The organism is Staphylococcus kloosii (genome assembly GCF_003019255.1).
GTDB lineage: Bacteria > Bacillota > Bacilli > Staphylococcales > Staphylococcaceae > Staphylococcus > Staphylococcus kloosii.
Genome location: NZ_CP027846.1, coordinates 196,537 through 223,068, shown reverse-complemented (window position 1 = coordinate 223,068; position 26,532 = coordinate 196,537). Strand labels below are relative to the sequence as shown.

Genomic DNA, 26,532 nt, shown 5'->3' with positions numbered 1-26,532 from the left:
GTTACCCCCTAGCTATTCCAATTGGTGAAAAGAATATATATAAAATAATTACTGCTAATACAATGAACCCACTTAAAATGTATCTATGTTTCCAAGGTGTTAAATCTACTTTTGCATAATTTACTTTAAAGTCGAATGTGTTAGTTGGATTATATTTATTAAATAAACTTATAATAATTAAATCAATAAAGAATAATACGCTTAAAACATATAAGAAATGTATGTCAGTTAAAAATACTTTCGAAAGTCCATACATAACGATATGCGAAATAAACATTACTTTAGCGCCTGTGCGTGATGTTCGTTTAACAAAAAATCCAGTTAGTACGAGTATTAATACCGGCATATTGTAAAGCCCATTAAATTCTTGTACTACAGCATATAAACCTTGTGGGAAAATAGAAATCATAGGAGCTAAAATTACAACAACCACACCAACAATTACTGTTACAAGTCTACCAACTCTAGACACTTGTTTATTAGTAGCATCTTTGTTGATAACTGATTTATAAAAGTCTAAAGAGAATAATGTAGTAGTACTATTTAACGAACCTACGAATGAACTTAATATTGCACCGAAAATAACTGCGCCAAATAAGCCATAAGCCCATTTTGGTAATACTTCGTTAACTAATAAAGGATAAGCGTTGTCAGGATTATCAATACCTCCACCAAGTAAGTTAAAGGCTAGCACGCCTGGAAAAACTAAGAATAAGCCACCTAAAATTTTGAATATTCCGACAAATAAAGCTCCTTTTTGAGCTTCTTTCAAGTTTTTTCCTGCTAATGATTTTTGTACAATCATTTGGTTAGTACACCAGAAAAATAAGTTATTGAAAAACATACCGAAAAATAATGTTGGCCAAGGAACTATTTTAGAATCAATGTCCCCGAAAGCGTTAAGTTTTTCTGGCGTCTTTTGTACTACGTGATCAAAGCCTTGTAAAAAGTTACCATTACCTAATAAAATTAATCCTAAAATTGGTATAGATAAACCACCAATTAAAAGGCCAATACCATATATTGAATCACTATGTGCGCTTAAAGATAAACCACCTATAAATAGGTAAAGGATACCGACGAGACCAATAACACTAGAAATTAATACTACGGCAGTCAAATCACTTACATTGAGTAATTCACTAACGTTGAAAATTTTATTAAAAACTAATGCACCGGAATATAAAACAACGGGCAAGAATGACACTACATATGTAAATATGAAGAGTAGTGATACAAGTCTTTTAGTGAAAGTATCAAAACGCATTTCTATAAAGTCTGATATGGTATCTACACCATATCTAAAATACTTAGGCAAAAATACTAAAGCTAATAACACTATTGCAATAGAAGAAGTTACTTCCCATGCCATGACTTCCATACCTGCTTTGAAGCTTTGACCATTTTGACCCACGATTTGTTCTGTCGAAAGATTTGTCATGATAATGGTAGAAGCAATCGTGAAACCTGTTAGACTTCGTCCACCCATGAAATACCCATCCGCATTTTTAGTGTTGATTTTACGGCTTCTAAAGTAAGCATATCCTCCAATTACAACTACAACAATGATAAAAGATATTACTGAGAACATATTCATTATGAACTACCCCTTTAATACATGAATACAGTAACGTATTTATGCGTAATTTAACTTATTTGATAATTGAGAAATGTATTCTTTTGCTTTTTTGGCGTAAATAAACGGGTTTGCTACAGACGGATCTTGTTCGGCTTCAACGATAATCCATCCTGAATAATTCGAGTTAATTATCAAGTCTAATATTGGATTAAAATCAATATCACCATCACCAGGTACTGTAAACATGCCTTTCTTAACCCCTTCTAAAAAACTGAGGTTTTGTTGTATAACATGTTGTTTAATATCCGATCTAATATCTTTAAAATGAATGTGTTTAATTCTATTGTGATGTTGCTTGTATATTTCTAAAGGTTCCTCACCAGACATGACTAAGTGGCCAGTGTCGAATAATAGCGAGACATAATCTGGATTTGTAAGACGCATGAGTTTATTTATCTCATCAGTTGTTTGAACACCCGTGCCCATATGATGATGGTACACAATGTGCATATCTTTTTCTTGAGCTAATTTGCCTAATTCTTCTAATCCATCTGCTAAAAGCGACCATTCATTTTCGTTAAAAATAGGTTTGTCTTTAAACAGAGATTTGTCAAAATCGCACTGAATACTATGGCCTTGTTCTGCTACTACAATTACTTTTGCACCTAATTCGTAGAGAAAATCTCTATGCTTAATGAATTGATCTTTATTTTCTTCAAAAGTTTTAGTAGTTAAATACAAACTTAACCAAGCGCTAGCTACAGATAAACCTCTTGGAGCAAGATAAGAATTAAGTTCTTTAGGATTTTTAGGATATTTGTTTCCTATTTCAGTACCAACATATCCAGATAAGGCAATTTCACTAATACATTGTTCAAAAGAGTTATTACTGCCTAATTCAGGTAAATCATCATTCGTCCATGCAATTGGGGCACAACCATATTTTATGTTTGTTGTCATATGCGAGCACCTGCCAATTTTACTACTTCATTCTTTTCAAATGATTCTTGCATAGCAATGGCAGCTTCAGTACTTTTTAACCCGTCGTTGCCTGTAATAGTAGGTTTTTCGTTGTTAATAATAGAATTTACAAAAGTTGAAAGTTCGTTTATAAAGGCTATTTTAAAGCGTTCAGGGAAGTGTGTTGAAGTGGGTCTGATTACACCGTTATCGTCATAAACTGTGACTAAATTCTTTTCGGGTGCGTTACCTATACGAATCATACCTTTTGTTCCTATTATTTCAGTTTCAACATGATAGCCATGATTAGCATTACGACCTGCTAACAAGTAAACGATGACGCCATTTTCAAGAGTTGCTAAGCAAGCGCCAGTTTCAAGCTCATTGTAATCTGCTAATTGAGGTGCAGCTAAACTATTACCAAGCGCATAAACTGTAGAAAATTCTGATTCAGTAAACCATCTTACTAAATCAATATCGTGAATTGACATATCTAAGAATATGCCACCACTTGCACTATTTTTAGCGAAGTTTATAAAGCTTGGTAATCCTTCACTTGGATCAATGCCATAACAACGCATTGATGTGATTTCTCCTAAGTCACCACGTTCAATAACCTCTTTAGCATATAAATATGAATCATCAAAGCGACGCATAAAACCTAGTTGAAATACTGTATTTGGATGATTATCTAATTCTGAAAGTAAGTCGTTGATTGTAGTTAAATCAATGCCAATAGGCTTTTCGGAAAATACATGTAACCCTTTCTTTAATGCTTGAGAGATTTGCACAGTATGGAAACCGCTTGGTGAAACAATAATTACAGCATCTAATTCATCATTATTAATCATTTCTGTATATGACGTATAACAATGTTTAACGCCTAATTCATTTTTAGCATAGTCTAATTCTTCTGGAACTATACTAGTTACAGCAAATAATTCAGCATTCATTATATATTTGGATAAGTTTTGGGCATGTATACGTCCTAATCTTCCAAGCCCAACTTGACCAATTTTTAGTTGTGTCATATATAACCCTCCTTCTATGAAAGCGCTTAAAAGTAAGCCCTTACATAGAAATGTATTACATTTTTGAGAAAGGGTCAATCAAAAAACTAAAATTTATTCAAAAAACAACCAATAGTTAATCAAAAATTACGGTGTTTTTATTGTGACATCATGGTTTTGGCAATATTCGAGAAATTCTTTGTTCGGCTTCTTATCTGTAATTAAATAATCTATATCTGCTAATTCAGTGTATGTTAACAGTGTTGATTTATTGATTTTTGAATGATCTACAAGCACGTATTTTTCTTCGGATTGTTTGATAACTGCTTGTTTGATAAAGTTTTCTTCAATTTCAGCGTTAGTTAATCCATTATTAATATTTACGCCTGTTGCAGCCATAAATGCTTTTTTTATATTAAATTTATCTACAATACTTTGACTTTTCACTCCGGTAAATGAACGAGTTCTAGCTTTGTATTTTTCACCGATGATAAAAAGAGAAGCATTATTAAATTTAGTAGCTTTGTTAATTACATCTAGACTATTAGTAATAATTGTAAATGGTAAGTTTTCATCGATGTTATCTAATATATGAATAGTTGTAGTGCCCGTATCTATGTAGATTACATCATTTGCTTTTATATATTGTGAAGCTAGGTAACCTATACTTTTCTTATGTTCATAATTTTCAATATTTCTTTCTGAATAATCAATTGCTTGTGTTTCTTGTGTATTGGTACTTTTTACTCCCCCGTATACTTTTTTAACGCTATTTCTTTTAACTAATTCGTTGATGTCTCTTCTAATTGTATTGATAGAAACATTAAATTCTTCAGTTAATTCTTCTATTGAAACAGTTTCGTTGTCCTGTACGTACTTTTCAACTTCTAGTATTCTTTTTGATTTCAAATAAATTCTCCTTTTTAATAAAATTTGCTATATGATATTTGACAAATCTCCCGTATTTAATTAACATTATACCAACAAGTAATCAAAAGTTCATCAATTTATTTTTTATTTTCTTATGTAAGCGATTACTTAAAAATCGGAGGAGGCATTTTTTATGGTAAATACGTTAAAAAATTATATCAATGGTTCATGGATAGAATCAAAAGCTAAGGAAGAGATTGATGTTTTCAACCCCGCAACAAAAGAACTAATTGCAAAAGTTCCAGTATCTACAAGAGAAGAGTTGGATTACGCTGCGGAAGTGGCACAACAAAGTTTTGAACAATGGAAAGAAGTGCCTGTTCCTAAAAGAGCACGTATTTTATTTAAATTCCAACAATTACTCATCGAAAATAAAAACACTCTAGCTGAAATTATTACTAAGGAGAATGGTAAAAACCTTACTGAAGCTTTAGGTGAAGTTCAAAGAGGTATCGAAAATGTTGAATTTGCATGCGGAGCACCTTCGCTAATGATGGGTGACTCTTTATCAAGTATAGCAACAAATATCGAAGGAACAAACTATAGATATCCAATTGGTGTAATAGGTGGTATTACTCCATTTAACTTCCCTATGATGGTGCCTTGTTGGATGTTCCCAATGGCCATTGCAATGGGTAATACATTTATTATTAAACCTTCAGAAAAAACGCCATTACTTGTAAATAAATTAGTTGATTTATTAGAAGAAGCTGGCTTACCTAAAGGTGTATTTAATGTCGTTCACGGTGCACACGATGTAGTGAATGGAATTTGCGAAAATGAACATATCAAGGGTGTTTCTTTTGTTGGCTCTAAACCAGTGGGGGCATACGTATATAAAAAAGCTACAGATAATTTAAAACGTGCCCAATGTTTAACAGGCGCTAAAAACCATACAATCGTATTAAATGACGCTAACTTAGATCAAGCTGTTAAAGACATTATTGGAGCAGCATTTGGTTCAGCAGGTGAAAGATGTATGGCAGCTGCCGTTGTAGCAGTAGAAGAAGGTGTTTACGATACCTTTAAAGAAAAATTAGTACAGGCTAGTAAAGAAATTGTCATTGGTAATGGCCTTGAAGATAACGTATTTTTAGGACCTGTAATTCGTGAAGAAAATAAAGAACGTACAATTGATTATGTTAATAAAGGTATCGAAGAAGGTGCAGACCTAGTATTAGATGGGCGTGAAGATAACTTAGAGGAAGGTTATTTCGTTAAACCAACTATCTTTGAAAATGTCACAACAGATATGAAACTTTGGCAAGATGAAATATTTGCACCGGTATTATCTTTAGTTAAAGTTAGTGGCTTAAAAGAAGGGGTGCAACTAGCTAATAAATCAGAATTTGCTAATGGTGCATGCTTATTCACTGATAGTGCATCAGCTGTTCGTTACTTTAGAGAAACAATTGATGCAGGTATGTTAGGTATTAATTTAGGTGTTCCAGCACCAATGGCTATATTCCCATTCTCTGGATGGAAGTCTTCATTCTACGGATCATTACATTGTAACGGTAAAGATAGTATCGAATTTTATACTCATAGAAAAGTTGTAACAGCAAGACATGATACGTCTAAATTTTAAGGAGAGATATTTATGTCAACGTTATTAAAAAAAGCTAAAAATAATAAAGTTTCTGAAGGTGTGTCTATTGTTCATAATTATAGTTCGGCTGAATTAGATTTGAATTATATAGGGTTTTCCGTAGTAGAAATTAGTAAAGGTTATACCTACACTATTGAAACTAAAGAACTCGAATTATGCGTAGTTATGTTGAGTGGAACGGCAAATGTATCTGATAGAGAAGAAACATTTTCAAATATAGGTCAACGTAAGTCTGTTTTTGATCGTATACCTACTGATAGCGTATATATTTCGAGAGATAAGCACGTTCAAATAGAAGCCACAAGCGATATCAAAATAATTTGCTGCTTTGCACCTTGTAATGAACAAAGACCTTCTGAATTGATTAAATCTGAAGATAACTCTGTAGAGGACAGAGGTCAATATAATAATCAACGTCATGTTCATAATATTTTACCTGATACACACAAAGCGAGTGAAAATTTATTAGTTGTTGAGGTTTATACAAATCAGGCAAATTGGTCTAGTTATCCGCCACATAAACATGATCAAGACAACCTCCCTGAAGAATCTTTACTTGAAGAAACTTATTATCATGAAATTAATCCTAAACAAGGATTTGTTTTTCAACGAGTTTATACTGATGACCGTTCTCTTGATGAAACAATGGCTGTTGAAAATCAAGACGCCGTCGTTGTACCAAGAGGTTACCATCCAGTAGGTGTACCTGATGGATATGATGCTTATTATTTAAATATTATGGCTGGTCCAAAAAAGACATGGAAATTTAATAACGATAAAGATCATGAGTGGATACTTAATAGAAAGTGAGATGACAGGACATGACGAAAAAAGATATTGTGGCAATTGGTAGAATAGCCATTGATTTAAATTCAGTAGAAATTAACAGACCTATGGAAGAAACAGCAACTTTTAGAAAATATGTGGGCGGCTCTCCAGTAAATATAAGTATAGGTGCAGCAAAGTTAGGTTTGAATGTAGGTATAATTGCTAATGTTTCTGATGACCAACATGGACGCTTTGCTACTAATTATTTAGAACAAACTGGTGTTGATACTTCTCAAGTAACAATAGATCAAGAAGGTCATAAAATTGGACTTACATTTACAGAAATAAAGAGCCCAAGCGAATCAAATATTTTGATGTATCGAGACAGTGTAGCCGACTTGAATTTAAAACCTGAAAATGTTTCTGCTGACTATATAAAAGACAGTAAATATTTATTAATATCAGGTACAGCGTTGGCTAAATCTCCCTCAAGAGAAGCGATATTAAAAGCATTACAAATTGCTAAAGCCAACCAAGTTAAGGTTGTATTTGAGTTAGACTATCGTCCATATTCTTGGAAAAACGAAGAAGAAACATCAATTTATTATCAATTAGTGGCTGAACAAGCAGATATTGTCATCGGAACTAGAGACGAATTTGATATGATTATGCATTATCAAGCATTGGAAGATGTCGATATAGCTAATGAGCTACTTAAATATTCAGCTGAACTAGTTGTTATTAAACGTGGTGTGCAAGGCTCACACGCATATACGCAATCAGGCGAAGTATTTGAGGGGCAAGCATTCAAGGCTAAAGTAATTAAAACATTTGGCGCTGGAGACTCATATGCTGCAGCCTTCCTTTATGCGTTATCACAAAACCGTGATATCCCAACTGCATTACAATATGGTGCAGCATCGGCCGCAATTGTTGTAAGTAGTCATAGTTCATCTGAAGCTATGCCAACAGTAAATGATATAGAAGCATTGATAGCTTCTCAATCAAATGAGGTGATGTAATGACTGATACAATTCGTATCACTACGGGTGAAGCAATAATTAAATTTTTAAAACAACAGTATATTGTAATAGATGGTAAAGAACAAAGATTTGTTGATGGCATTATGAATATATTTGGTCATGGTAATGTGTTAGGACTTGGTGAAGCAATGTCTAAATATCAAGATGACTTTAAAATACTTCAGGGTAAAAATGAACAAGGTATGACGCATGTCGCAATTTCATATAGCAAACAAAATCTGAGACAAAAAATATATGCAGTTACATCATCAGTGGGCCCTGGTTCTGCCAATTTAGTTACAGCAGCAGGAACAGCTTTAGCAAATCATATACCAGTTCTTTTACTACCAGGTGATACTTTTGCCACACGTCAACCAGATCCAGTGTTGCAACAAATTGAACAACAACAAAGCATTGGCATTACAACTAATGATGCTTTGAAACCAGTTTCAAGGTATTTTGATAGAATCACTAGACCCGAACAAATTATGTCTGCACTAATAAGAGCATTTGAAGTTATGACTAATCCAGCGACTGCTGGCCCTGCTACGATTGCATTAAGTCAAGATGTACAAGGTGAAAGTTATGATTTTCCAAAAGAATTCTTTGAAAAAAGACTTCACTATGTAGATAGAGTTACGCCTCCAACAAGAGCCATCGATGAGGCAATTGATATTATAAAAAATTCTAAAAACCCGTTAGTTATTGTTGGTGGAGGAGCTAAATATTCTGAAGCACAAAATGAAGTAAAAGAATTTTTAAAGAATACTGGAATACCAATGGTGGAAACACAGGCAGGAAAATCTACTATTTTATCAACAGAATCTTACAATTTAGGTGGTCTAGGTGTAACTGGAAATAGTGTTGCTAATGAATATGCCAAAATTGCTGATGTAATTATCGGTGTTGGTACGCGTTATTCTGATTTTACTACTAGTTCTAAAACAGCATTTGAGTTTAAGTCAACAAAATTCATCAACTTGAATGTAAACAGAGTGGATGCTTATAAAATGGATGCCTTACAAGTTATAGGGGATGCTAGAGAAAGTATAAGCATTTTAAATAAAGCATTAGCTTCAGTTCGTTTTGAGTTTTCAGATAAATTAAAAAACTTACAACAAGAATGGCATGCAGAACGATTAAGATTAGAAAAAATTGATAGCGAGTCTGAAAATTATACACCCGAAATAGCAGAACATTTTGATGCTGAACATCTTAATGAATATAGACAATCCTTATCAACTTCATTACCTCAAACTAACGCACTAATAGAAATTAACAACTTGATAGATGATGATGCAATTGTTGTAGCAGCTGCAGGTTCTTTACCTGGTGATTTAGAGCGATTATGGCAATCAACAGGTTTTAATACGTATAACATGGAATATGGTTATTCAACCATGGGTTATGAAATTGCAGGGGCATTAGGTGCAAAAATAGCAGAACAAAATAAAGAGGTATATGCATTAGTTGGTGATGGTAGTTTTCTAATGTTACATACTGAATTGCTCACAGCATTACAGTACAACTATAAAATCAATATCTTACTTTTTGATAATAGTGGTTATGGATGTATTAATAATTTACAAATGGGCAATGGCAGTGACAGTTTTTGCACAGAGTTACTGGATAATGAAGGAAATGTCATGAATATTGATTATGCTAAAGTGGCAGAAGGCTATGGTGCGAATACATTCAAAGTAAAATCAGCTGAGGATTTAAAAAATGCTTTATCAGCTGCCAAAAATAGTAAACAATCTACATTAATTGATATAAAAGTTTTACCAAAAACTATGACTGGTGACTATTCTTCGTTTTGGCATGTAGGAGTATCGCAAGACTCTGATAAAAATAGCGTAAATAAAGCTCGTGAAAGCATTGACCAACATCTTTTAAATGCTAAACGCTATTAATTTTTAAGTGGAGGTTAATGTTATATGAAGAAATATATTTTAGAGGCATTTAAAAAACGCTATGCAATTCCACAAATAAATATTAACGGGCTTGTTTGGATTGAGGGTGTCTTAGCGGCGGCTGAAGAGCAACAATCTCCAATAATATTAGGTACAACAGATAAAAACATTTCATTTTTAGGTGGTTATGATTTTATAGCATACGTAATCAAGAAAAAAGTGAAAGCTATGAATATATCTGTACCAGTGATATTACATTTAGATCATGGTTTGAGTGTGGAAGGCTGCCATAAAGCTATTGATGCTGGCTATGATTCAGTAATGTATGATGGGTCAAAGTTGCCAATTGATGAAAATGTTGAATTAACGAGACAAGTAGTAAATTATGCGCAACGTAATAAAGTTTATGTTGAAGGAGAAGTAGGTGCCGTTGGAGGCACTGAAGATGGATTAACTAATGATTTAAAATACGCAAGCATAGAAGATTGTAAACAATTAGTATATGAGAGCGGTATTGATACATTAGCTCCGGCCTTGGGTTCTGTACACGGTGAATATAAAGGAGAACCGGATTTGGACTTTGATCGAATGAAGCAAATTAATAAGATGCTAAATATTCCTTTAGTGTTACATGGTGCTTCAGGACTATCAGATGAAGACGTAACTAAAGCTATTAGTTATGGCCACGCTAAAATTAATTTTAATACAGAAATTAATATGGCTTGGAGTCGAACTTTAAGGGATTATTTGATAGATAATCCTCTTGTATATAGTCCTCAAGAAATTATAAAGCCGAGTACACAAGCAATAAAAAATAAAGTTAGTGAAATAATAAAAAAATGTAATAGTAATAACCAAGCTTAAAATAAAAAATGCCCTACAAAATAAATGATTTGTAGGGCATTTTTTATTATGTTAACGCTAAATTGCCATCTTTCATATGATATACCTTATCGCAGTAAGTTGTGAGGCGTTCGTCATGTGTAACGATAATACATGTTTTATCGCGTTTCTTTGTTTGTTCTTGTAAGATTTTCATAACTTCCATTGCGTTTTCGGTATCAAGTGAAGCGGTTGGTTCATCTGCTAAGATGATTGATGGGTTAGTATAAAGTGCTTTAGCAATCGCAACACGTTGTTTTTGGCCACCTGAAATGGCGCTAGGTAATTTGTTTTGAATATCAGATAAGCCTAATTGTGCTAATAATTCTTGCAATGCTTGGTCGGACATGACATCTTTTTTACGTTTTTTTAATAACTTAAATTGCTGTTTCACGGTTAAGAATGGAACTAAATTTGTTGCTTGTAATATAAAGCCAATTTCGCTCATACGTGTCTGCGCGAGTTGCTTTTGTTTCATCGTAGATAAGGCTGTATCATTGATATAAACTTCACCTGATGTCGGTGTTTGTAGTGCGCCTGCTATCGTTAAAAACGTACTTTTACCCGAACCTGAAGGGCCTACAATTGCTACCAATTGTCCTTTATCAAACGTTAAATTTGTTTGCTTCACTGCTTCTATAATGTGATTGCCATCTTTAAAATCTTTAGTCACATTTTTAAAAGTTAACATTTACTTCACCTCTCTAGCCGATTGCTTGTAATGGGTCGATCTTTCTAATGGTTAAGACGGAAAATAGACTGCCCAACATTGAAATTATGATTAAAACTACTCCAAAAATAAGTAACGTTGCATAATTAAATACTACCGGCACCGCACTTGGTAAAAATAGACTCGTTAATAACGTTAATGCTAAGCCGATAACTGTACCGATTAGAGATAATATAAAGGTTTGTGATAACACGACTTTGGCTAAATAACCATTTGTAAAACCTTGTGCCTTTAAGACGCCGAAAAGATTAATTTTTTGTAAGGTCATAACATATAAAAAGATACCGATAACTGTTGCTGAAATAATAAATAAAAATGAAATCATAAAGTTTAATGTTAGATTTTGGGCTTTATAGCCGGGTAAATTTTCTACAAATTTGTTAATATCAACGGCTTCTAACTTATTATCTAATGAATGCTGATTCCAATGCTTATCTTTTACTACTACTGCATTTGTTTTGTCTTTAGACAACATGGGATTTACTTTAGCAATCGTTGCATTATTTGTGAAAAGTACTGGAGAGGCATTGTATTTTGCACTGCTACTAAAACCTACAATTTTTAACTTTTCGTCAGATTGTGACAATGACAGTTTGTCTCCAAGATGGAAGCCTTTCTCTTTTAATGTTTCATCTGCTACAACCTGATTATCTTTCTTGAAATTATGTCCTGCTATCAATTTTGGCATTAAAAATGAATCCTTTGTCACACCAAATAGTAATGCATTTTCTTCGTGCTTGCTATTGGAAACAATTACACCACTTTGTTTCAGTGAAGCTTGTTGTTTATAGTCTTTTGGTGCTTTATCTAACTTAAAATTAGACTGTTCGACGGTTTGATTGGCGTCTTTCTTAAGTATAATAGCGTCGGCATGCCACTTATCTATACCTTCTCTATTCATGTTAATCAACCCATTTGCTAATCCAGATAGTAAAAAAAGCAAATAACTAATCATGATTAGCACGCCGATAATTAGGCTGAACTTTAATTTATTTCGCTTTATTTCATTCCATGCTAGAAACATGAGAACCCCCCTTGTAATGATCAAAATTTATTTTAACTAATATATGTTTATTACATAATAATTAGTAATTTTGAAGTGAACTTGAATTATATTTTAGCATTTATAAGCTGCAAAAAGATATATTCTATTGTCGGAACATAACAAAAAACACATGTAAATGTTAAAAAAGTTTGAAGGAACATAAATTAACAAAATAAATATCTTGCAACACATAGTTTTGTTAATCATTAAATGGCTATAACAAATTAACACCTATGATAAACACGGTAATTTTTAAGTAATAGTTATTAAAATATTGAGAAAGGAGTGTGGATATGGCTCAGGCTCATAATTTAATTAAGAGCTCTGACGTGAGAAAAAAAGTTATCGTTACATCGATGGGAAATGCAATAGAGTGGTTTGATTTTGCATTATACGCACAACTTGCAGTATATATTAGCAAAAATTTCTTTGGTAATGTTGCGGATAAAAACCAATTACTATTTACTTTTGGAACATTTGCAATTGCGTTTTTAGTACGACCGATAGGCGCCATCTTTTTTGGTTATATCGGTGATCGGTATGGTAGAAAGGTAGTTCTAACGACTACAATCACTATAATGGCCTCTTCAACCTTGGCGTTAGGTATTTTACCAACCTCGTCACAAATTGGTGTGCTCGCTCCTGTCTTACTCTTACTCGTTAGAATGTTGCAATCTTTTTCAACAGGCGGTGAGTATAGTGGTGCCATGACATACATTGTTGAAAGTAGTCCAGACAATAAAAGAGGTCGTTTAACAAGTGTTTTAGAAATGGGTACGATGATAGGTAATGCACTAGCTGCAATTATTGTTGCAACGTTATTGTATAGTCTTTCAGCGCAACAAATTAATACTTGGGGTTGGCGGTTGCCATTTTTATTGGCGGCACCTTTTGGCATTATAGTTGTTTATTTACGCTATAGATTAGATGAAACACCTTCATTTAAGAATAGAACAGAAGAAGCACAAAATCATTTATTAACAGCTTTCAAAAATTATAAAAAAGAAGCAATCATTATGACTGTTGCGGTAATATTTTTAAATGTTAATAATTATATGTTTTTGACTTACTTGCCCTCATTTTTAAAAACAAATGTAGGTTTAGCACCACAATTTTCTACAGTACTTAACGCAATAGCCTTAATACTCATGTTGCCATTTATTTTTAGCTTCGGTTTATTAAGCGATAAATTTAACAACAAGAGCGTTATCCTAGTTGGATTAGGTAGCTTTGTATGTTTTTCAATTCCTGCATTTCTATTAATGAATGGTAATAATCATATATTTATAGTTTTCATTGGCATAATGATTTTTGCAATTATGTTATCTGTATTTAACGGCGTTATGCCTTCTACGTTACCCGCAATTACTCATACAAATGTGCGTATGAAATTTTTATCGATTATTTATAATATTGGAACGGCTATTTTTGGCGGTTTAACTCCTTTCATTTTATCACTATTGAGTAACTTAAAAAGTGGACAGTTAAACCCTGCTTTTTATTTGATGATAGTAAATATAATAGGTTTTATTGTATTTAGTATTTATTTCAAAGCAACTTCAAATAAGCCACTCAAGGGATCAAAACCTAATGTAAGTTCTAATGAATAATATTGATAACTTTTTAAATAATTTTAATAGCTCACATTAAATCTATCATGTCGGTAGAAGTGTACCGTGTTAAATCATTCATTCGAGGGGGAAATTTTTATGAAAGCTGTAACTTTTCAAGGACAAAAGCAAATGGAAGTTAGACAAGTTGAGGATCCTAAAATAGAAGAAACGACAGATGCCATAATTAAAATAACTGCAACAGGTATTTGTGGCTCAGATTTACATTTATATCATCAAGGTGACTTAATGATGGATCCAGGATTTGTTATTGGTCACGAACCAATGGGAATCGTCGAAGAGGTTGGTAAAGATGTTAAAAAATTAAAAAAAGGTGATAGAGTAGTTATCCCTTTCAATATTGGTTGTGGCGAGTGTTACTATTGTCAGAACGAGATGGAGTCTCAATGTGATAATTCAAATCAAGATCCAATTAATTGGAAAATGGATAATGGGGGCTTATTTGGTTTTGGTAACATGCATGGGAATCATTGGGGTGGCCAAGCAGAATATTTAAGAGTCCCTTATGCAGATTTTTCTTCATTTGTTGTTCCGGATAGCGACATGAAGGACGAACAAGTTTTATTTTTATCTGATGTAGTTCCAACTGCATACTGGAGTGTAGAACATTCTGGGGTGAAAAAAGGAGACACTGTTATTGTTTTAGGATGTGGCCCTATTGGATTAATGGCGCAAAAATTTGCCAAGTTAAAAGGGGCTAAGCGTGTGATTGGTGTTGATAATGTTGACCATAGATTAGAACACGCAAAACAATACAATCAAGTTGAAGTTTACAATTTTAGCAAAGAACAGGAGATAGGAAAATTATTGCGTGAAGAGACACAAGGAGGGGCGGATGTAGTCATTGATTGCGTTGGCATGGATGGCCAAGTCAAAGCTTCTGAACAACAATTGGGTGCTGACTCTGCGCAACGTGGGACAATCAGTCCTATCGATACCGCGGCAGAAGCAGTAAGAAAATTCGGCACTATTCAATTAACAGGAGTATACGCTTCTCCGGCAGATAATTTTCCGTTGAATTTAATATTTAACCGTGACGTAGAAATGAAAACAGGTCAAGCACCAGTTATTCATTTAATGCCTAAGTTATATGACATGATACGTGATAATGTCTTTAATCCAACAGATATTATTACCCATAACATGCCTTTAGATAAAGCTTCAGAAGCTTATGATATTTTTGATCAGAAAAAAGATAATAATATTAAAGTTGTATTAAAACCTTAATCGATTGAATTAATTATTAAAATTAAAAAGGTCGTGAAAATTATGAAAATTGTAGCGTTGTTTCCAGAAGCTACAAATGAAGCAAATAGTAATCAATTATTAGACGACAGTCATGCGCTAGATCTAAAAGCTTATTTGGAAAAATATGATGAAGATATCGAATTTATTGTAGTAAATAATGATCAAGATATAGATCAACACATAGAGGATATGGACGTTGTTATTAGTGCACCATTCTTACCAGCATACATGGATGCTAAACGTATCAATAAAGCGTCTAAATTAAAATTAGCTATAACGGCTGGTGTTGGATCGGACCATGTAGATTTAGAAGCAGCAAGTGCAAATGACATTACAGTAGTCGAAGTGACAGGATGTAACACAATTAGTGTAGCTGAGCATACAGTAATGGATATTTTGATTTTATTACGTAATTATGAAGAGGGTCATAGACAATCTAGAGATGGTGAATGGAATTTATCAGCGGTAGGTAATAACGCATACGAATTACAAGGAAAGCAAGTAGGTATTTTTGGCTATGGTCAAATAGGTGAATTAGTAGCACAAAGATTGCAACCTTTTAATGTTGAAGTTAAACATTACAGACGTTCTAGTCAAGAAGATACACCATACTCAATTTATACCGATTTTGATGATTTAGTAGCTACTAGCGATGTCTTAGTTATATTATCACCGTTAACGCCGGAAACAGATGATTTATTTAATTATGATGTATTAAGCCGTATGAAAAAAGGAAGTTACGTAGTAAATACTGCGCGTGGTAAAATCGTTAATAAAGATGATATCGTTAAGTTACTAGAAGATGGGCATATTCAAGGATATGGAGGCGACGTTTGGTATCCACAACCTGCACCCGATGATCATCCATGGAGAACGATGCCACTTAATGCAATGACAATTCATTACTCAGGTATGACTTTAGAGTCACAAGCTCGAATAGAACAGGGCGTCAAAAAATTATTGCATAACTTTATAAATAACGAAGCATTTGGTGATAAAGATGTAATTGTTGCAAGTGGAGATATTAGAAATAATAGCTACAAGTCAAAATAATTATTGTTAACGAAAAATGAGAGTCTGGGACAGCAATGTCTTCAGACTCTCGTTTTTAATGACAGTAGATAACTGAGTTGAATATGCGCTTGTATCAAGTTGCTTTCAACTCTAGTCATCCTTGCCGGGGTGGGACTACAAAACTTTCTTATAAAGATAAGGTTTCTGTGCCGCTCTAATTTTAATTTGATATGAGATTTTGTGCATTATCATAAAATAATTTTTGTCGCTGTTCGTCTGTTAATAGTGATGAGCTTTCTAATTCATCGTTTAGTAACTTAACAACGTTATCTGTTGTATAAGGTGCGTCTGCACCATAGACAATTTTATTTTCGTCTACCATAGTTAACAGTGTAGGTAGTTGATGTGGTAGAACTTTACCAGCTAAATCGAAATATAGTGATTGCATCGTTTGCTCTAAATCATCCGGTTGATTTTCAACATCAAACATTTTATTACCCATATCAACTCGTTGAACAATGATAGGCAATAATGCACCACTATGAGGAACAATCCACTTAATATTTGGATAACGACTGAAGACATTATTTTGATTCATAAAGATAATCGTACGTGTAGTGTCAAAAAAGAATTCCATTAAAGGCGTTAAAATTTCTGCTTTAATGTCGTCGTTAATAGGTTTAGGTTCATTTGGATGAATAGCTACTAAGGCATGACGCTCATTTAATTTTGCTAAAATATCGTCTAAGCGTTGATCGCCTAAATAAATACCTCGAGCGTTAGTTGGTAACGTAAAACCATGGGCATTTTGCACATCTAGAGCATAATCAATAGCTCTAACACTTTCTTCCACTAAAGGCAGAGGAAGTGAAGCGAAAAAGCCTATTTTATCTTTGTAACTTTTTGTTAGATTAGCACCATAGTCATTAACTTCTTCAGTTAATTTAAGCATTTCTTCGTCTGGAGCCGCGCTTAAATGAGGGCTAGAAATCGACAATACCCCATAATCTATGTCTGCTTCTTGCATTAACGATAAATAATTATCTATTGAAAAATGTGGTGTAGGGACACCATCACCTTGACCATCAAAGTAATCATCTAAAAATTGTGCGAAACCTGGTGAAATATAGTGGGAGTGCATATCTATTTTATTCAAAATAACCAACTTCTTTCTATTTAAGTGAATCTGAACGATAGGTTAACCAATGATCTAAATGTTGGTAAAATGTGTTCAGTGCATCTGGTCTATCAATACCTTGTAAATCATGATTAACCTCATATCCTAAGTAGTTGAGACAATAGGATAGACAAGCATAGCTAGAACGATATGACTTAAAATCTTGTTGTTCAAGCGTCATGCTTGATGGAAATACAGGTGTAAGACTGTCTTTTTCATATACACATTCCATATGATGTATATACCATGTATTTTCTATCTTGGTTAAACAATAAATGATTTTAGCATCTGAGTTAAGTTGCATTTGCACATCATTTATCGAAAGTCTCGTTTGAATCGTTACTTGCATAATTGCAATTGCACGCTCATTGTTAATCCAAATCTGTGAATTATAAATTTGATGTGGGGCATAACGATTCATAGCCTTAGAAGACTCGACAAATTCTTCTCCGCTGCCACTAAACCATGAAATATTAATATGAGCATCGTCTGCAAAACACGTTCGCATACTATCCCATAAACTATTATCTCGACTAAAACGCTCAAAAGTTATTAATTCTTGAATATCTGCTTTAGCCAATAAACTGTCGGTTGTATAAGCGTTATTCCGTTCAAAAAGCATAATACGACCTCTCTACTTCCATGTATTTAATAGTACTTCTGCAAAACCATCTGGTTTTTGTACGTAGCCAAGATGGCCTCCAGGGATGTCTAAAAGTTTAATATCTGTTTGTTCATTGATATAAAAGTTTACGTCCTGAGGGAATGAGCCTTTTGAATCAGTACCATTGAACAGCACTACCTTATCTTTATAGTGTGCTAAATCAGCTATTGTAATATTTGAGTGAGTATATTGTCTGATTTCGTATTCGACCCAAAACATCATACGTTCATATTGAGCTTTTTGGTCTTCGTCGTTTTCTGATACAGGTTGTGACATACTCTTAGCATCTAAAGGTGCAATGTTGAGCGTCTTGCCAAACACTTGCATCGCTTGTTGCAAACCTTCGTTTAAAGCTATTTTAACAATTTCATCATTTTTTTCTTTCCAATAGTCGCTGTCAGGTAAAAAGGTATTAATAGGTGGCTCATGGAAAGCAATTTCCTTAACGACTTCTGGGTGTTCTTTTAACACATGCATAGCGACGATTGCCCCTGAACTTGAACCCAACACATAAACAGGTTCTTCGCTTAATTGTTGTGCAAGTGCTGCCACATCATGCGCATCTCTTTTAACACGATATTCACTATTAGGATTACTTGCTTCTTCAGGTAAAGATTGCGTTAATTCGCTATTACCATAATCTCTTCTATCAATCGCAACGACTGTAAAGTGCTCTTTTAAACGTTCAGCAAGTGGTAAAAAGATATCCCCCGTACCATTTGCACCTGGTATAAGAATAAGGATAGGACCTTGACCGACTTGATAATAGCGTAGTTTAGCGCCTGGTAAATCTATTGTATTCATATTGAATCCTCCATTTTAATATTACTTAAGCTTCAATAATTTTTGTGCGTTTTTATAATTAACTTTATCCTGTTCTTCAGAAGTTAATCCTAATTCAGCTAAAAATGTCCCCAAGTTTTCTGGTTTTACATAAGGATAGTCTGCAGAGTATAAGATATGATCTATACCAACTGCGTTTTTCACCATATCGAATTGCGGTTTCGTCAACATGCCACTAGGAGTGATATAAAAATTAGTTTTAAAATAATAACTTGGGTCATGATCTAGGTGTGGTGCATGTATAATATCGTCCATTCGTTCATAGAAAAATGGTGTGAATTCACCCCAATGCCCAATTATCATTGATAAATTAGGGTGTCGATCGAAGAGGCCACTTAATACTAAACGCATTGCATGAATACCAACATCGATGTGCCAACCATAACCAAAGCTAGCAAAAGTTGCGGCAGTGGCGTCTGAATAATTATCACTTTGATAATAAGCTTGATAAGCTTCATCACTAATTGGAGCAGGGTGTAGATAAATAGGTACGTCGAGTTGTTCTGCTGTTTCAAAAATAACATCGAACTCTGGATTATCTAAAAATTTACCATTTGGGCGACCGAAAATAAGTGCGCCTTTAAATCCAAGCTCGTTAATACAACGTTTTAATTCAGTCGCTGCTGCTTCAGGCTCATTAATAGGTAATGTTGCAAAGCCGAGGAAGCGGTCTGAATGCTCGTCGATATATTGTTTTAAACGGTCATTCGTATATTGGCATAACTCGATTGCTTTTTCTCCTTTTAGCAGTGATGGTGAGCCATTACCATATGATAAAACTTGCATTTGTACATCTTGTTCATCCATAAATTTTATACGTTGGTCATGGTTAGTTATTTCGTCTTCATTTGAAAATCCAGTCTCTTTTTCTAAAGCTTCCAACATAGCATTTAATGGTACGCCATTTGGTGATGGTTTAAGTGCATCACCCATCTGTTGTTGAACTTCTTTTAATACAAAATGCTCTTCAAAAGTAATACTATTCATAATTTAATGCCTCCATTAGTTTTAAAAAAATATCGTTAAGCTCTACAAAATATTATTACCAAGGCATTGGGCCATCGCCATCAATAAATGTACCGGTTGGACCATCTTTATCGATGGTAGCTAGTTTGACTATAGGCTTGATACCCTCAGTTGCTGGCTTAGCATTGTTACTTGCATCTCCGACTAAATCAGTATTTGTTGATCCTGGGTCTGCAGCGTTAACTTGCATATGTGTTAAATCTTTCGCATATTGAACAGTTAACATTGTCACTGCAGATTTAGATGAGCAATAAGCAAGTGAGTTTACTTTTGATTCTGCCTTACTATTGTCATTCACCATGCCAAATGAACCTAAACCGCTACTCACATTGACGATAATAGGTTGTTCAGAATTTTCGAGTAAGGGTATGAAATGATTTGTCACGCGGACTAAGCCAAATACATTGGTGTTATAAACTTGTTCCATATCGGTAGCCGTAATATCGCGAGGCTTTGTAAAACCACCGGAAATACCAGCATTATTAATTAATACATCCAAACGTCCTTCTTGTTGTTCAATTGTAGCAACGGCGTTATTCACGGAATCATCATCTGTAACATCTAATACAACATAATTTACGCCAAGTTGTTGTGCAGCTTGTTGACCACGTTGCGCATTACGTGAACCAATGTATACTTTATGTCCTTGCTCCTTTAAGGCGCGTGCTGTTTCAAAACCTAACCCTTTGTTACCACCTGTTATTAATGTAATTTTCATATTTATTCCTCCTAGTTGTGATCGTAAAATGTTGCGACAATTTGATCACGTATTTGTTTATTTGTTAAACCGCGACTATCGAGTTGGAACTCATAATTTTGCGTAGACAAAGTATTTAACAAAGCGTCTACTTTGAATTTAGCTAACATTTCATCTAAGTCATTACCTACTAATGGTAAATAATAATTAAATAGAGTTTGATAAATATCAGACTCTTTAAAACTCCATTTTTTTGTGGTATTTTCAACACAACTTAATAATGCTTGATTGACCAACTTGAAATTTAGAAAAAGATCAATTGACTTAATAAATATTTCTCTATTAGAATCTTCGACTTGCGCGATGCGTTGCATGTCTTCAATTAATAAGTAGAAATCAGTATGGATTATTTGATAACATAAAGCACCTTTGTCACCAAAATGGCGATAGAGTGTACCAATTCCTACTCCTAAAGCATTAGCGATTTGATTCATACTTACTTGGGCAACTCCATAAGTTTGGAATAATTCGTGTGCTTTTCTTTCGATACTTTGTTTATTGTGTAGGGCATCTTTCCTCATTAATGCATCAACCTCACTTTATTAATTAGAAAAATGGATACTTCTCCGTTTATTATAAAAGCAACTTATTTTATACACAATCAATTTAATTTCAAACATATAGAAGTATGCAATGTTGTAAAATAATAAAAATTACAATGGTGATGATTACGAGGAGTTATTAAAGGTTATAACAATAACCATGCTATAATGAACTATGAAAAGATATAGTAGAGGTCTATAATACTTTGCACAATGGAAGTGTAGCTCTCCCGCTATAACTATGGAGGTAAACGATAAATGACAAAAAGTATACTTGTTATTGGAGCGACTGGAAAGCAAGGTTATGCAGTAGTTCAACAATTGCTAGATGAAGGTTGGCAAGTACGTGCTTTAACGCGTAACGCAAATAATGAAAAATTAGCAGCTTTAAACCATGCTAATTTAGAGATTTTTGAAGGTGATTTAAGTAATAAAGAAGCATTAGAAGAAGCGATGGTAGGACAATATGGCGTTTATAGCGTTCAACCTATTATTAAAGATGATGTTGAAGAAGAATTGCGCCAAGGTAAACGCATTATAGCAACGGCAGAACAGCAAAATATAGACTATGTTGTATATAGTACGGCCGGCGGTGTAAACCGAAATCGTAAGGGACCACATTTTGAAGCACTAGCTGAAATTGAAGATACATTAGCAGCTTCATCACTAAATTATACAATTATTAAGCCGTCATTTTTCATGGATAATTTCTTAAGAATTACGACTGTTGAAGAAGGTCGTATTTATATACCAGAATTTATCTCACCCGATATTAAATTTGCGATGATTTCAACTGACGATATCGCTAAAATAGCCGTGAATATTTTTAATGCAGTACCGCAATATAATCATCAAGCAATCGAGATAGCATCTGACGAATTATCACTAAATGAAGTGATAGAAATATTCTCATCTGCAACTTCTAAACCAGCAATAATACAAGGTTCATTTACAAGTGGTACGGCAGAAAGATCATGGTTAGAAGATAAAGGATATGAGGTTGATTTCGACCAAATGGACCAACTTAACCCTGAACGGTTACATTTAAATGACTGGATACTAAAACAACAATTTTAACGCAACTAAAGACTTTAGTATGTTACTAAAGTCTTTTTTTATACCAATTTGCATAACTTAATAGCAATAAATTTGAAATTTTAGAGAATGAATAGCATAAAAGAGGTGAAAATATGGATAAGAAAGAAGTTAGTATGACAGAGTTATTTTTCGATTTGATTTTCGTCTATATTTTATCGACGATTAATCACACGGTCGAAGGCATATCACATAACTTAATGTCGCCAGAAGGTTTAGGTAAAAGTTTTATGCTATTCCTAGTGTTTTATTCGATTTGGATTTATCGTACCTTGCTCGTAAATAGACTATTTAATAAGAAATGGTATCAATATTTGTTTGTTTTTGTAGACATGTTCTTGATTATTATATTGTCGAAAGCTATTAATGGAGACTTTCAACATACATTTAAACCATTTGTATTAACGTCAGCACTAATATATTTCAGTATTATTATTCAATATTTTATAAATTATAAGTTGAGTGGCTCTAAAGTAGATGTTCGATTGGTAAAAGTATATACGACTGGTCTATCATTGACTGTAATCATTGCATTGATTTCTACTTTATTGCCGTCACAAATTAACTTTTGGGTCTACTTTATAGGTATATTTATCGTGGCAGTTTATCCACTTTTATTCTATAAAGTCTCGGAAGAGAATGAGATTTTCTTTAATCATCTAACAGAACGTTTAAGCTTATTAATTATATTATTGTTTGGCGAAGGGCTTGTATTATTAATTCAAAATATTGAATTAAACCATGTAAATATTACAGACACACTATATTTTGTCTTTATCGTTATTTTGTTTGTAGTTTATACATTTCATTATAAATCCACTGATAAAAACACTCGATCCAAGACAGGATTTATGACGATGTATTTGCATTTATTCTTAATATATTCTTTAGACATTATATTTTTATTGATGAATAAGATGTTGGCAGAGCATCATTTAAATTCAGGAGAAATATATGGTTTTGTGATTTTTATTATTCTGTTCTTTGTAATTGTTTGTGGCAATGTGATGGCGCATAAAAGAAAGATAGTTAGATAGTTAAACTTTATGAATTGCTAAGTATATGAACAATGTGTAATTATGAATATAAAATTTACAGTGACATAACGTAGTCAATGCTAGGAGTGAGAGAATGAAAACTGATATGCAAGCGATGGTTATTCACAAATACGGTAAGCACCCAGTACAACAAGAAACTATGCCGGTACCGAGTATGAATCCTTATGAAGTTAGAGTGAAAATAAAAGCGGCCAGTATTAATCCGATAGATTATAAAATTCGCGATGGCGGCTTAAAATTATTACTAAAATTTGAATTTCCATTAATCTTAGGTAATGACTTTTCAGGTGTTATTACTGAAGTCGGCAGTAAGGTAGAAAACTTCAAAGTCGGAGATGCAGTATATGGAAGACCGAGAAAAGAAAAAATAGGTACATTTGCTGAATTTATCGCAATTGATGCTAGTGAGATTGCACTAAAACCAGAACAGTTATCTTTTGAAGAAGCGGCGAGTATTCCACTAGTAGGTTTAACTGCTTATCAAGCATTAAATGACGTTATGCATTTGAAAGCTGGAAATAAAGTGTTGATTCAAGCAGGCGCTGGTGGTGTAGGCACGTTCGCAATACAATTAGCCAGAGCAATGGGATTATATGTTGCAACAACTGCAAGTGAACGTGGTTATGAGCTAGTAAAAGCATTAGGTGCTGATGAAATCATTAATTATAAAGCTGAAGACTTTTCACAACGTTTAAGTAATTATGATGGTGTATTTGATACGCTTGGCGGTGAAAATTTAGATAAATCATTTGAAATATTGAAACCACATGGCACGATTGCGTCAGTTTCAGGTATTCCAACGGTTAAATTAGCGAAACGTTTAAAACTTAATATATTTAAACAATTATTATTACGCGGCGCCTCCGCTAAATTAGTAAGACGTGCTAAAAAGTATAATGTGAATTACGAATTTTTATTTATGCAGCCGAGCGGCGAACAGTTAAATATTATTAGTAACTTAATAAATGAAGGCAAGATTAAGCCAATTATTGATAAAGTGTATCCGTTTGAGCAAACACAAGACGCGATAGCATACTCAAGTAGTGGTAAAGCTAAAGGTAAGATTGTTATTTCAATGGATAAATAATAACTAAAGGTTAGTGATTAAAATGAAAAAAATTATGATTGTTAATACAAGTTCAGATTTTTTTGGTGAACATTATAAAAAGACGGGGCTTTGGTTAGGCGAATTGGTTCATTTTTATGATTATTTCAATGATAGTAGTTATGAAATTGATTTATATAATATTAGTGGCGGTAATACGCCCATCGATCCCGTTAGTCTTAGCCCGGCAATGTTAGATAAAACTACAAAATCGTATTATAAAGATGCGAACTTTATGAAGTTATTGAAATATGCCCAACCCATTAGTGAAGCCAATCCAAATGATTATGATTGTATCTATTTCACTGGCGGTCATGGGGTAATGTATGATTTTACAGATAATCAGTATATTCAAGTAGCGGTTAAACGCATTTACAATAATGGTGGTATTGTTGCAGCAGTTTGTCATGGGATTGCTGCATTAGTAAATGTTAAGAATGATAATGGAAGATTTTTCATTGATAATAGAGAACTAACAGGTTTTTCCAATGTCGAAGAACTATTAGCTAACCGTAATAAATTAGTCCCTTATAAATTAGAGACTAAATTAAAAAGGCGTGGTGCTAAGTATAGTAAAGCCAAATTGCCATTCAGACCTTACGTCAAAGTGAGTGAGAGATTGGTAACGGGGCAAAACCCACAATCTCCAAAACAAGTAGCGCAAGCAGTCGATGCGATATGGCGTTTAGACTGAAGGAAGTGTGAAAGTAAACTATGGAGTATACGCGCACACTTATTTAACACTTTCTGTAAAGGTCGTAGTAGCCACTACAATAATTTAATAACTATATCTTGCTAAACCTCCTTCAAATAGCATCAAATTTGAGGGAGGTTTTAATGTGTTGATTTAGATAAGAAGTACAAAATAATTTGCTTTATCGTGGTGTGAATTATTGCTATAATAGGCGAGTATGTTCAGAAATAGATATTGCGTAAGCTACAATTCGAAGTGTTAAATATTATATTTAAAGCTTAGGTTGGAGTTGTTTAAACAAATAACAATGTATAATGGACTTTCAGATTAGCAACGAGGAGGATATATTGTTGAATCAAGTTAAATCAATTCTAGGTTCACTTATTGAACCTTTAACGAAACCCGAAACTTATCAAGCGCTTATTTCGAATTTAATTATGATTATTGTCTACATAATCCTAGCATTAATCATAATCCGAATTACTAACAAAGTTATTGAACAATTTTTTAAAGTGCAAAATAGAGGTAGAAAAGCTAACAAGAAACGTTCAAAAACCTTGATATCACTAGTACAAAACATTGTGACTTATGTAGTATGGTTCATCGTCGTAACTACTATTCTTAGCAGATTAGGTATTAAAGTTGAAGGTATCATTGCCAGTGCAGGGGTAGTCGGTTTGGCAGTTGGTTTTGGTGCTCAAACTGTCGTGAAAGATATTATTACAGGGTTCTTTATTATCTTTGAAAATCAATTCGATGTCGGTGACTATGTTAAAATAAATAGTGGTGGTACTACAGTAGCAGAAGGTACCGTGAAATCAATTGGCTTAAGATCAACACGTGTTAATACTATAAGTGGCGAATTGACTGTCTTACCTAATGGTAGCATGGGTGAGATCACTAACTTCTCAGTAACAAATGGCGCAGCAATCGTAGCAATACCTATTGCAGTTACCGAAAATGTTGATAAAGTAGAAGAACAGTTAAAAGAATTATTCACTTCTATGCGTTCAAAATATTATTTATTTATTACTACGCCAGAATTTATAGGTGTTGACTCATTCACAAGAGATGAACTTATATTACGTATTTCTGCCGAGACAATTCCAGGTGAAGGTGCATCGGGTGCACGTATATTACGCAGAGAGATTCAACATTTCTTTAACGTAAAAGGCATTGAGGTACCGCAACCAACTATGGTACAAAACGATGCTAATAATCAGTAATTAA

Annotated in this window: 25 protein-coding genes; 13 read left to right on the top strand and 12 right to left on the bottom strand. The window is 33.6% G+C overall.

Going from position 1 to position 26,532, the window contains the following annotated elements; translation table 11 throughout:
- Position 1 precedes the first annotated feature (1 nt).
- The 4 genes from C7J89_RS01180 to C7J89_RS01165 form a co-directional block, all read right to left on the bottom strand.
- Entirely contained in the window at positions 2 to 1,597 is a 1,596-nt protein-coding gene (locus C7J89_RS01180) for a solute:sodium symporter family transporter (RefSeq protein WP_103295167.1), read from the bottom strand.
- Between the two features lie 39 nt (positions 1,598 to 1,636).
- The gene (gene iolE, locus C7J89_RS01175) at positions 1,637 to 2,539 is read right to left on the bottom strand and encodes a myo-inosose-2 dehydratase (RefSeq protein ID WP_103295168.1); all 903 of its coding nucleotides are present in this window, start codon (positions 2,537 to 2,539) and stop codon (positions 1,637 to 1,639) included.
- Positions 2,536 to 3,570: a Gfo/Idh/MocA family protein gene (locus tag C7J89_RS01170; RefSeq protein ID WP_103295169.1), complete on the bottom strand. Its 1,035-nt coding sequence runs from the start codon at positions 3,568 to 3,570 to the stop codon at positions 2,536 to 2,538. The genes iolE and C7J89_RS01170 overlap by 4 nt, the downstream gene beginning before the upstream one ends.
- Positions 3,571 to 3,696: 126 nt before the next feature.
- Positions 3,697 to 4,458, bottom strand: coding sequence for a DeoR/GlpR family DNA-binding transcription regulator (locus C7J89_RS01165; RefSeq protein WP_103295170.1), 762 nt, complete (start codon positions 4,456 to 4,458; stop codon positions 3,697 to 3,699).
- Positions 4,459 to 4,612: 154 nt separating this feature from the next.
- On the opposite strand from C7J89_RS01165, the gene C7J89_RS01160 reads away from it, so the two are divergent.
- From C7J89_RS01160 to C7J89_RS01140, 5 genes are read left to right on the top strand one after another with little or no spacing between them, the layout of a single operon-like run.
- Complete coding sequence (locus tag C7J89_RS01160) at positions 4,613 to 6,067, top strand: CoA-acylating methylmalonate-semialdehyde dehydrogenase (RefSeq protein ID WP_103295171.1); 1,455 nt, start codon at positions 4,613 to 4,615, stop codon at positions 6,065 to 6,067.
- A 12-nt stretch (positions 6,068 to 6,079) separates the two neighbouring features.
- Complete coding sequence (iolB, locus tag C7J89_RS01155) at positions 6,080 to 6,898, top strand: 5-deoxy-glucuronate isomerase (RefSeq protein WP_103295172.1); 819 nt, start codon at positions 6,080 to 6,082, stop codon at positions 6,896 to 6,898.
- Positions 6,899 to 6,909: 11 nt separating this feature from the next.
- On the top strand, positions 6,910 to 7,878 hold the full coding sequence (gene iolC, locus C7J89_RS01150; protein WP_103295173.1) for a 5-dehydro-2-deoxygluconokinase: 969 nt from the start codon (positions 6,910 to 6,912) through the stop codon (positions 7,876 to 7,878).
- The gene (iolD, locus tag C7J89_RS01145; protein WP_103295174.1) at positions 7,878 to 9,791 is read left to right on the top strand and encodes a 3D-(3,5/4)-trihydroxycyclohexane-1,2-dione acylhydrolase (decyclizing); all 1,914 of its coding nucleotides are present in this window, start codon (positions 7,878 to 7,880) and stop codon (positions 9,789 to 9,791) included. The genes iolC and iolD overlap by 1 nt, the downstream gene beginning before the upstream one ends.
- A gap of 24 nt (positions 9,792 to 9,815) precedes the next feature.
- Entirely contained in the window at positions 9,816 to 10,655 is an 840-nt protein-coding gene (locus tag C7J89_RS01140) for a class II fructose-bisphosphate aldolase (RefSeq protein WP_103295175.1), read from the top strand.
- 46 nt (positions 10,656 to 10,701) lie between these two features.
- Here C7J89_RS01140 and C7J89_RS01135 read toward each other — a convergent pair whose 3' ends face one another.
- Positions 10,702 to 11,364 (bottom strand): ABC transporter ATP-binding protein, encoded by a 663-nt coding sequence (locus C7J89_RS01135; protein ID WP_103295176.1) that lies wholly within the window; start codon positions 11,362 to 11,364, stop codon positions 10,702 to 10,704.
- 13 nt (positions 11,365 to 11,377) lie between these two features.
- Positions 11,378 to 12,427, bottom strand: coding sequence for an ABC transporter permease (locus tag C7J89_RS01130; RefSeq protein WP_103295177.1), 1,050 nt, complete (start codon positions 12,425 to 12,427; stop codon positions 11,378 to 11,380).
- A gap of 350 nt (positions 12,428 to 12,777) precedes the next feature.
- Between C7J89_RS01130 and C7J89_RS01125 the strand changes: the two genes are divergently transcribed.
- The 3 genes from C7J89_RS01125 (at position 12,778) to C7J89_RS01115 (ending at position 16,380) form a co-directional block, all read left to right on the top strand.
- Positions 12,778 to 14,058, top strand: a complete 1,281-nt coding sequence (locus C7J89_RS01125; protein ID WP_233432436.1) for an MFS transporter — start codon at positions 12,778 to 12,780, stop codon at positions 14,056 to 14,058.
- 99 nt (positions 14,059 to 14,157) lie between these two features.
- On the top strand, positions 14,158 to 15,306 hold the full coding sequence (locus tag C7J89_RS01120) for an alcohol dehydrogenase catalytic domain-containing protein (RefSeq protein ID WP_103295179.1): 1,149 nt from the start codon (positions 14,158 to 14,160) through the stop codon (positions 15,304 to 15,306).
- Between the two features lie 42 nt (positions 15,307 to 15,348).
- Complete coding sequence (locus tag C7J89_RS01115) at positions 15,349 to 16,380, top strand: NAD-dependent formate dehydrogenase (protein ID WP_103295180.1); 1,032 nt, start codon at positions 15,349 to 15,351, stop codon at positions 16,378 to 16,380.
- A gap of 181 nt (positions 16,381 to 16,561) precedes the next feature.
- Here the strand turns inward: C7J89_RS01115 and C7J89_RS01110 are convergent, their stop codons facing one another.
- The 6 genes from C7J89_RS01110 to C7J89_RS01085 are packed head-to-tail and all read right to left on the bottom strand — an operon-like array spanning position 16,562 to position 21,329.
- A complete protein-coding gene (locus C7J89_RS01110) occupies positions 16,562 to 17,497 on the bottom strand; it encodes an amidohydrolase family protein (protein ID WP_103295181.1) in 936 nt (311 codons plus the stop codon).
- A gap of 16 nt (positions 17,498 to 17,513) precedes the next feature.
- Positions 17,514 to 18,140 (bottom strand): nuclear transport factor 2 family protein, encoded by a 627-nt coding sequence (locus tag C7J89_RS01105; RefSeq protein ID WP_103295182.1) that lies wholly within the window; start codon positions 18,138 to 18,140, stop codon positions 17,514 to 17,516.
- Positions 18,141 to 18,152: 12 nt separating this feature from the next.
- A complete protein-coding gene (locus tag C7J89_RS01100; RefSeq protein WP_103295183.1) occupies positions 18,153 to 18,986 on the bottom strand; it encodes an alpha/beta hydrolase in 834 nt (277 codons plus the stop codon).
- A gap of 21 nt (positions 18,987 to 19,007) precedes the next feature.
- A complete protein-coding gene (locus tag C7J89_RS01095) occupies positions 19,008 to 20,012 on the bottom strand; it encodes an amidohydrolase family protein (protein ID WP_103295184.1) in 1,005 nt (334 codons plus the stop codon).
- A gap of 55 nt (positions 20,013 to 20,067) precedes the next feature.
- Complete coding sequence (locus C7J89_RS01090) at positions 20,068 to 20,769, bottom strand: SDR family NAD(P)-dependent oxidoreductase (protein WP_103295185.1); 702 nt, start codon at positions 20,767 to 20,769, stop codon at positions 20,068 to 20,070.
- 11 nt (positions 20,770 to 20,780) lie between these two features.
- Positions 20,781 to 21,329: a TetR/AcrR family transcriptional regulator gene (locus C7J89_RS01085; RefSeq protein ID WP_103295186.1), complete on the bottom strand. Its 549-nt coding sequence runs from the start codon at positions 21,327 to 21,329 to the stop codon at positions 20,781 to 20,783.
- 279 nt (positions 21,330 to 21,608) lie between these two features.
- Here C7J89_RS01085 and C7J89_RS01080 point away from each other — a divergent pair, with 279 nt between their 5' ends.
- From C7J89_RS01080 to C7J89_RS01060, 5 genes are all read left to right on the top strand, one after another.
- Positions 21,609 to 22,427: an NmrA/HSCARG family protein gene (locus C7J89_RS01080; RefSeq protein WP_103295187.1), complete on the top strand. Its 819-nt coding sequence runs from the start codon at positions 21,609 to 21,611 to the stop codon at positions 22,425 to 22,427.
- A 113-nt stretch (positions 22,428 to 22,540) separates the two neighbouring features.
- Complete coding sequence (locus tag C7J89_RS01075; RefSeq protein WP_103295188.1) at positions 22,541 to 23,482, top strand: low temperature requirement protein A; 942 nt, start codon at positions 22,541 to 22,543, stop codon at positions 23,480 to 23,482.
- A gap of 106 nt (positions 23,483 to 23,588) precedes the next feature.
- A complete protein-coding gene (locus C7J89_RS01070; RefSeq protein WP_115206189.1) occupies positions 23,589 to 24,590 on the top strand; it encodes an NADP-dependent oxidoreductase in 1,002 nt (333 codons plus the stop codon).
- 22 nt (positions 24,591 to 24,612) lie between these two features.
- Entirely contained in the window at positions 24,613 to 25,302 is a 690-nt protein-coding gene (locus tag C7J89_RS01065) for a type 1 glutamine amidotransferase domain-containing protein (protein WP_103295190.1), read from the top strand.
- 350 nt (positions 25,303 to 25,652) lie between these two features.
- A complete protein-coding gene (locus C7J89_RS01060) occupies positions 25,653 to 26,528 on the top strand; it encodes a mechanosensitive ion channel family protein (RefSeq protein WP_061854212.1) in 876 nt (291 codons plus the stop codon).
- Positions 26,529 to 26,532: the final 4 nt, after the last annotated feature.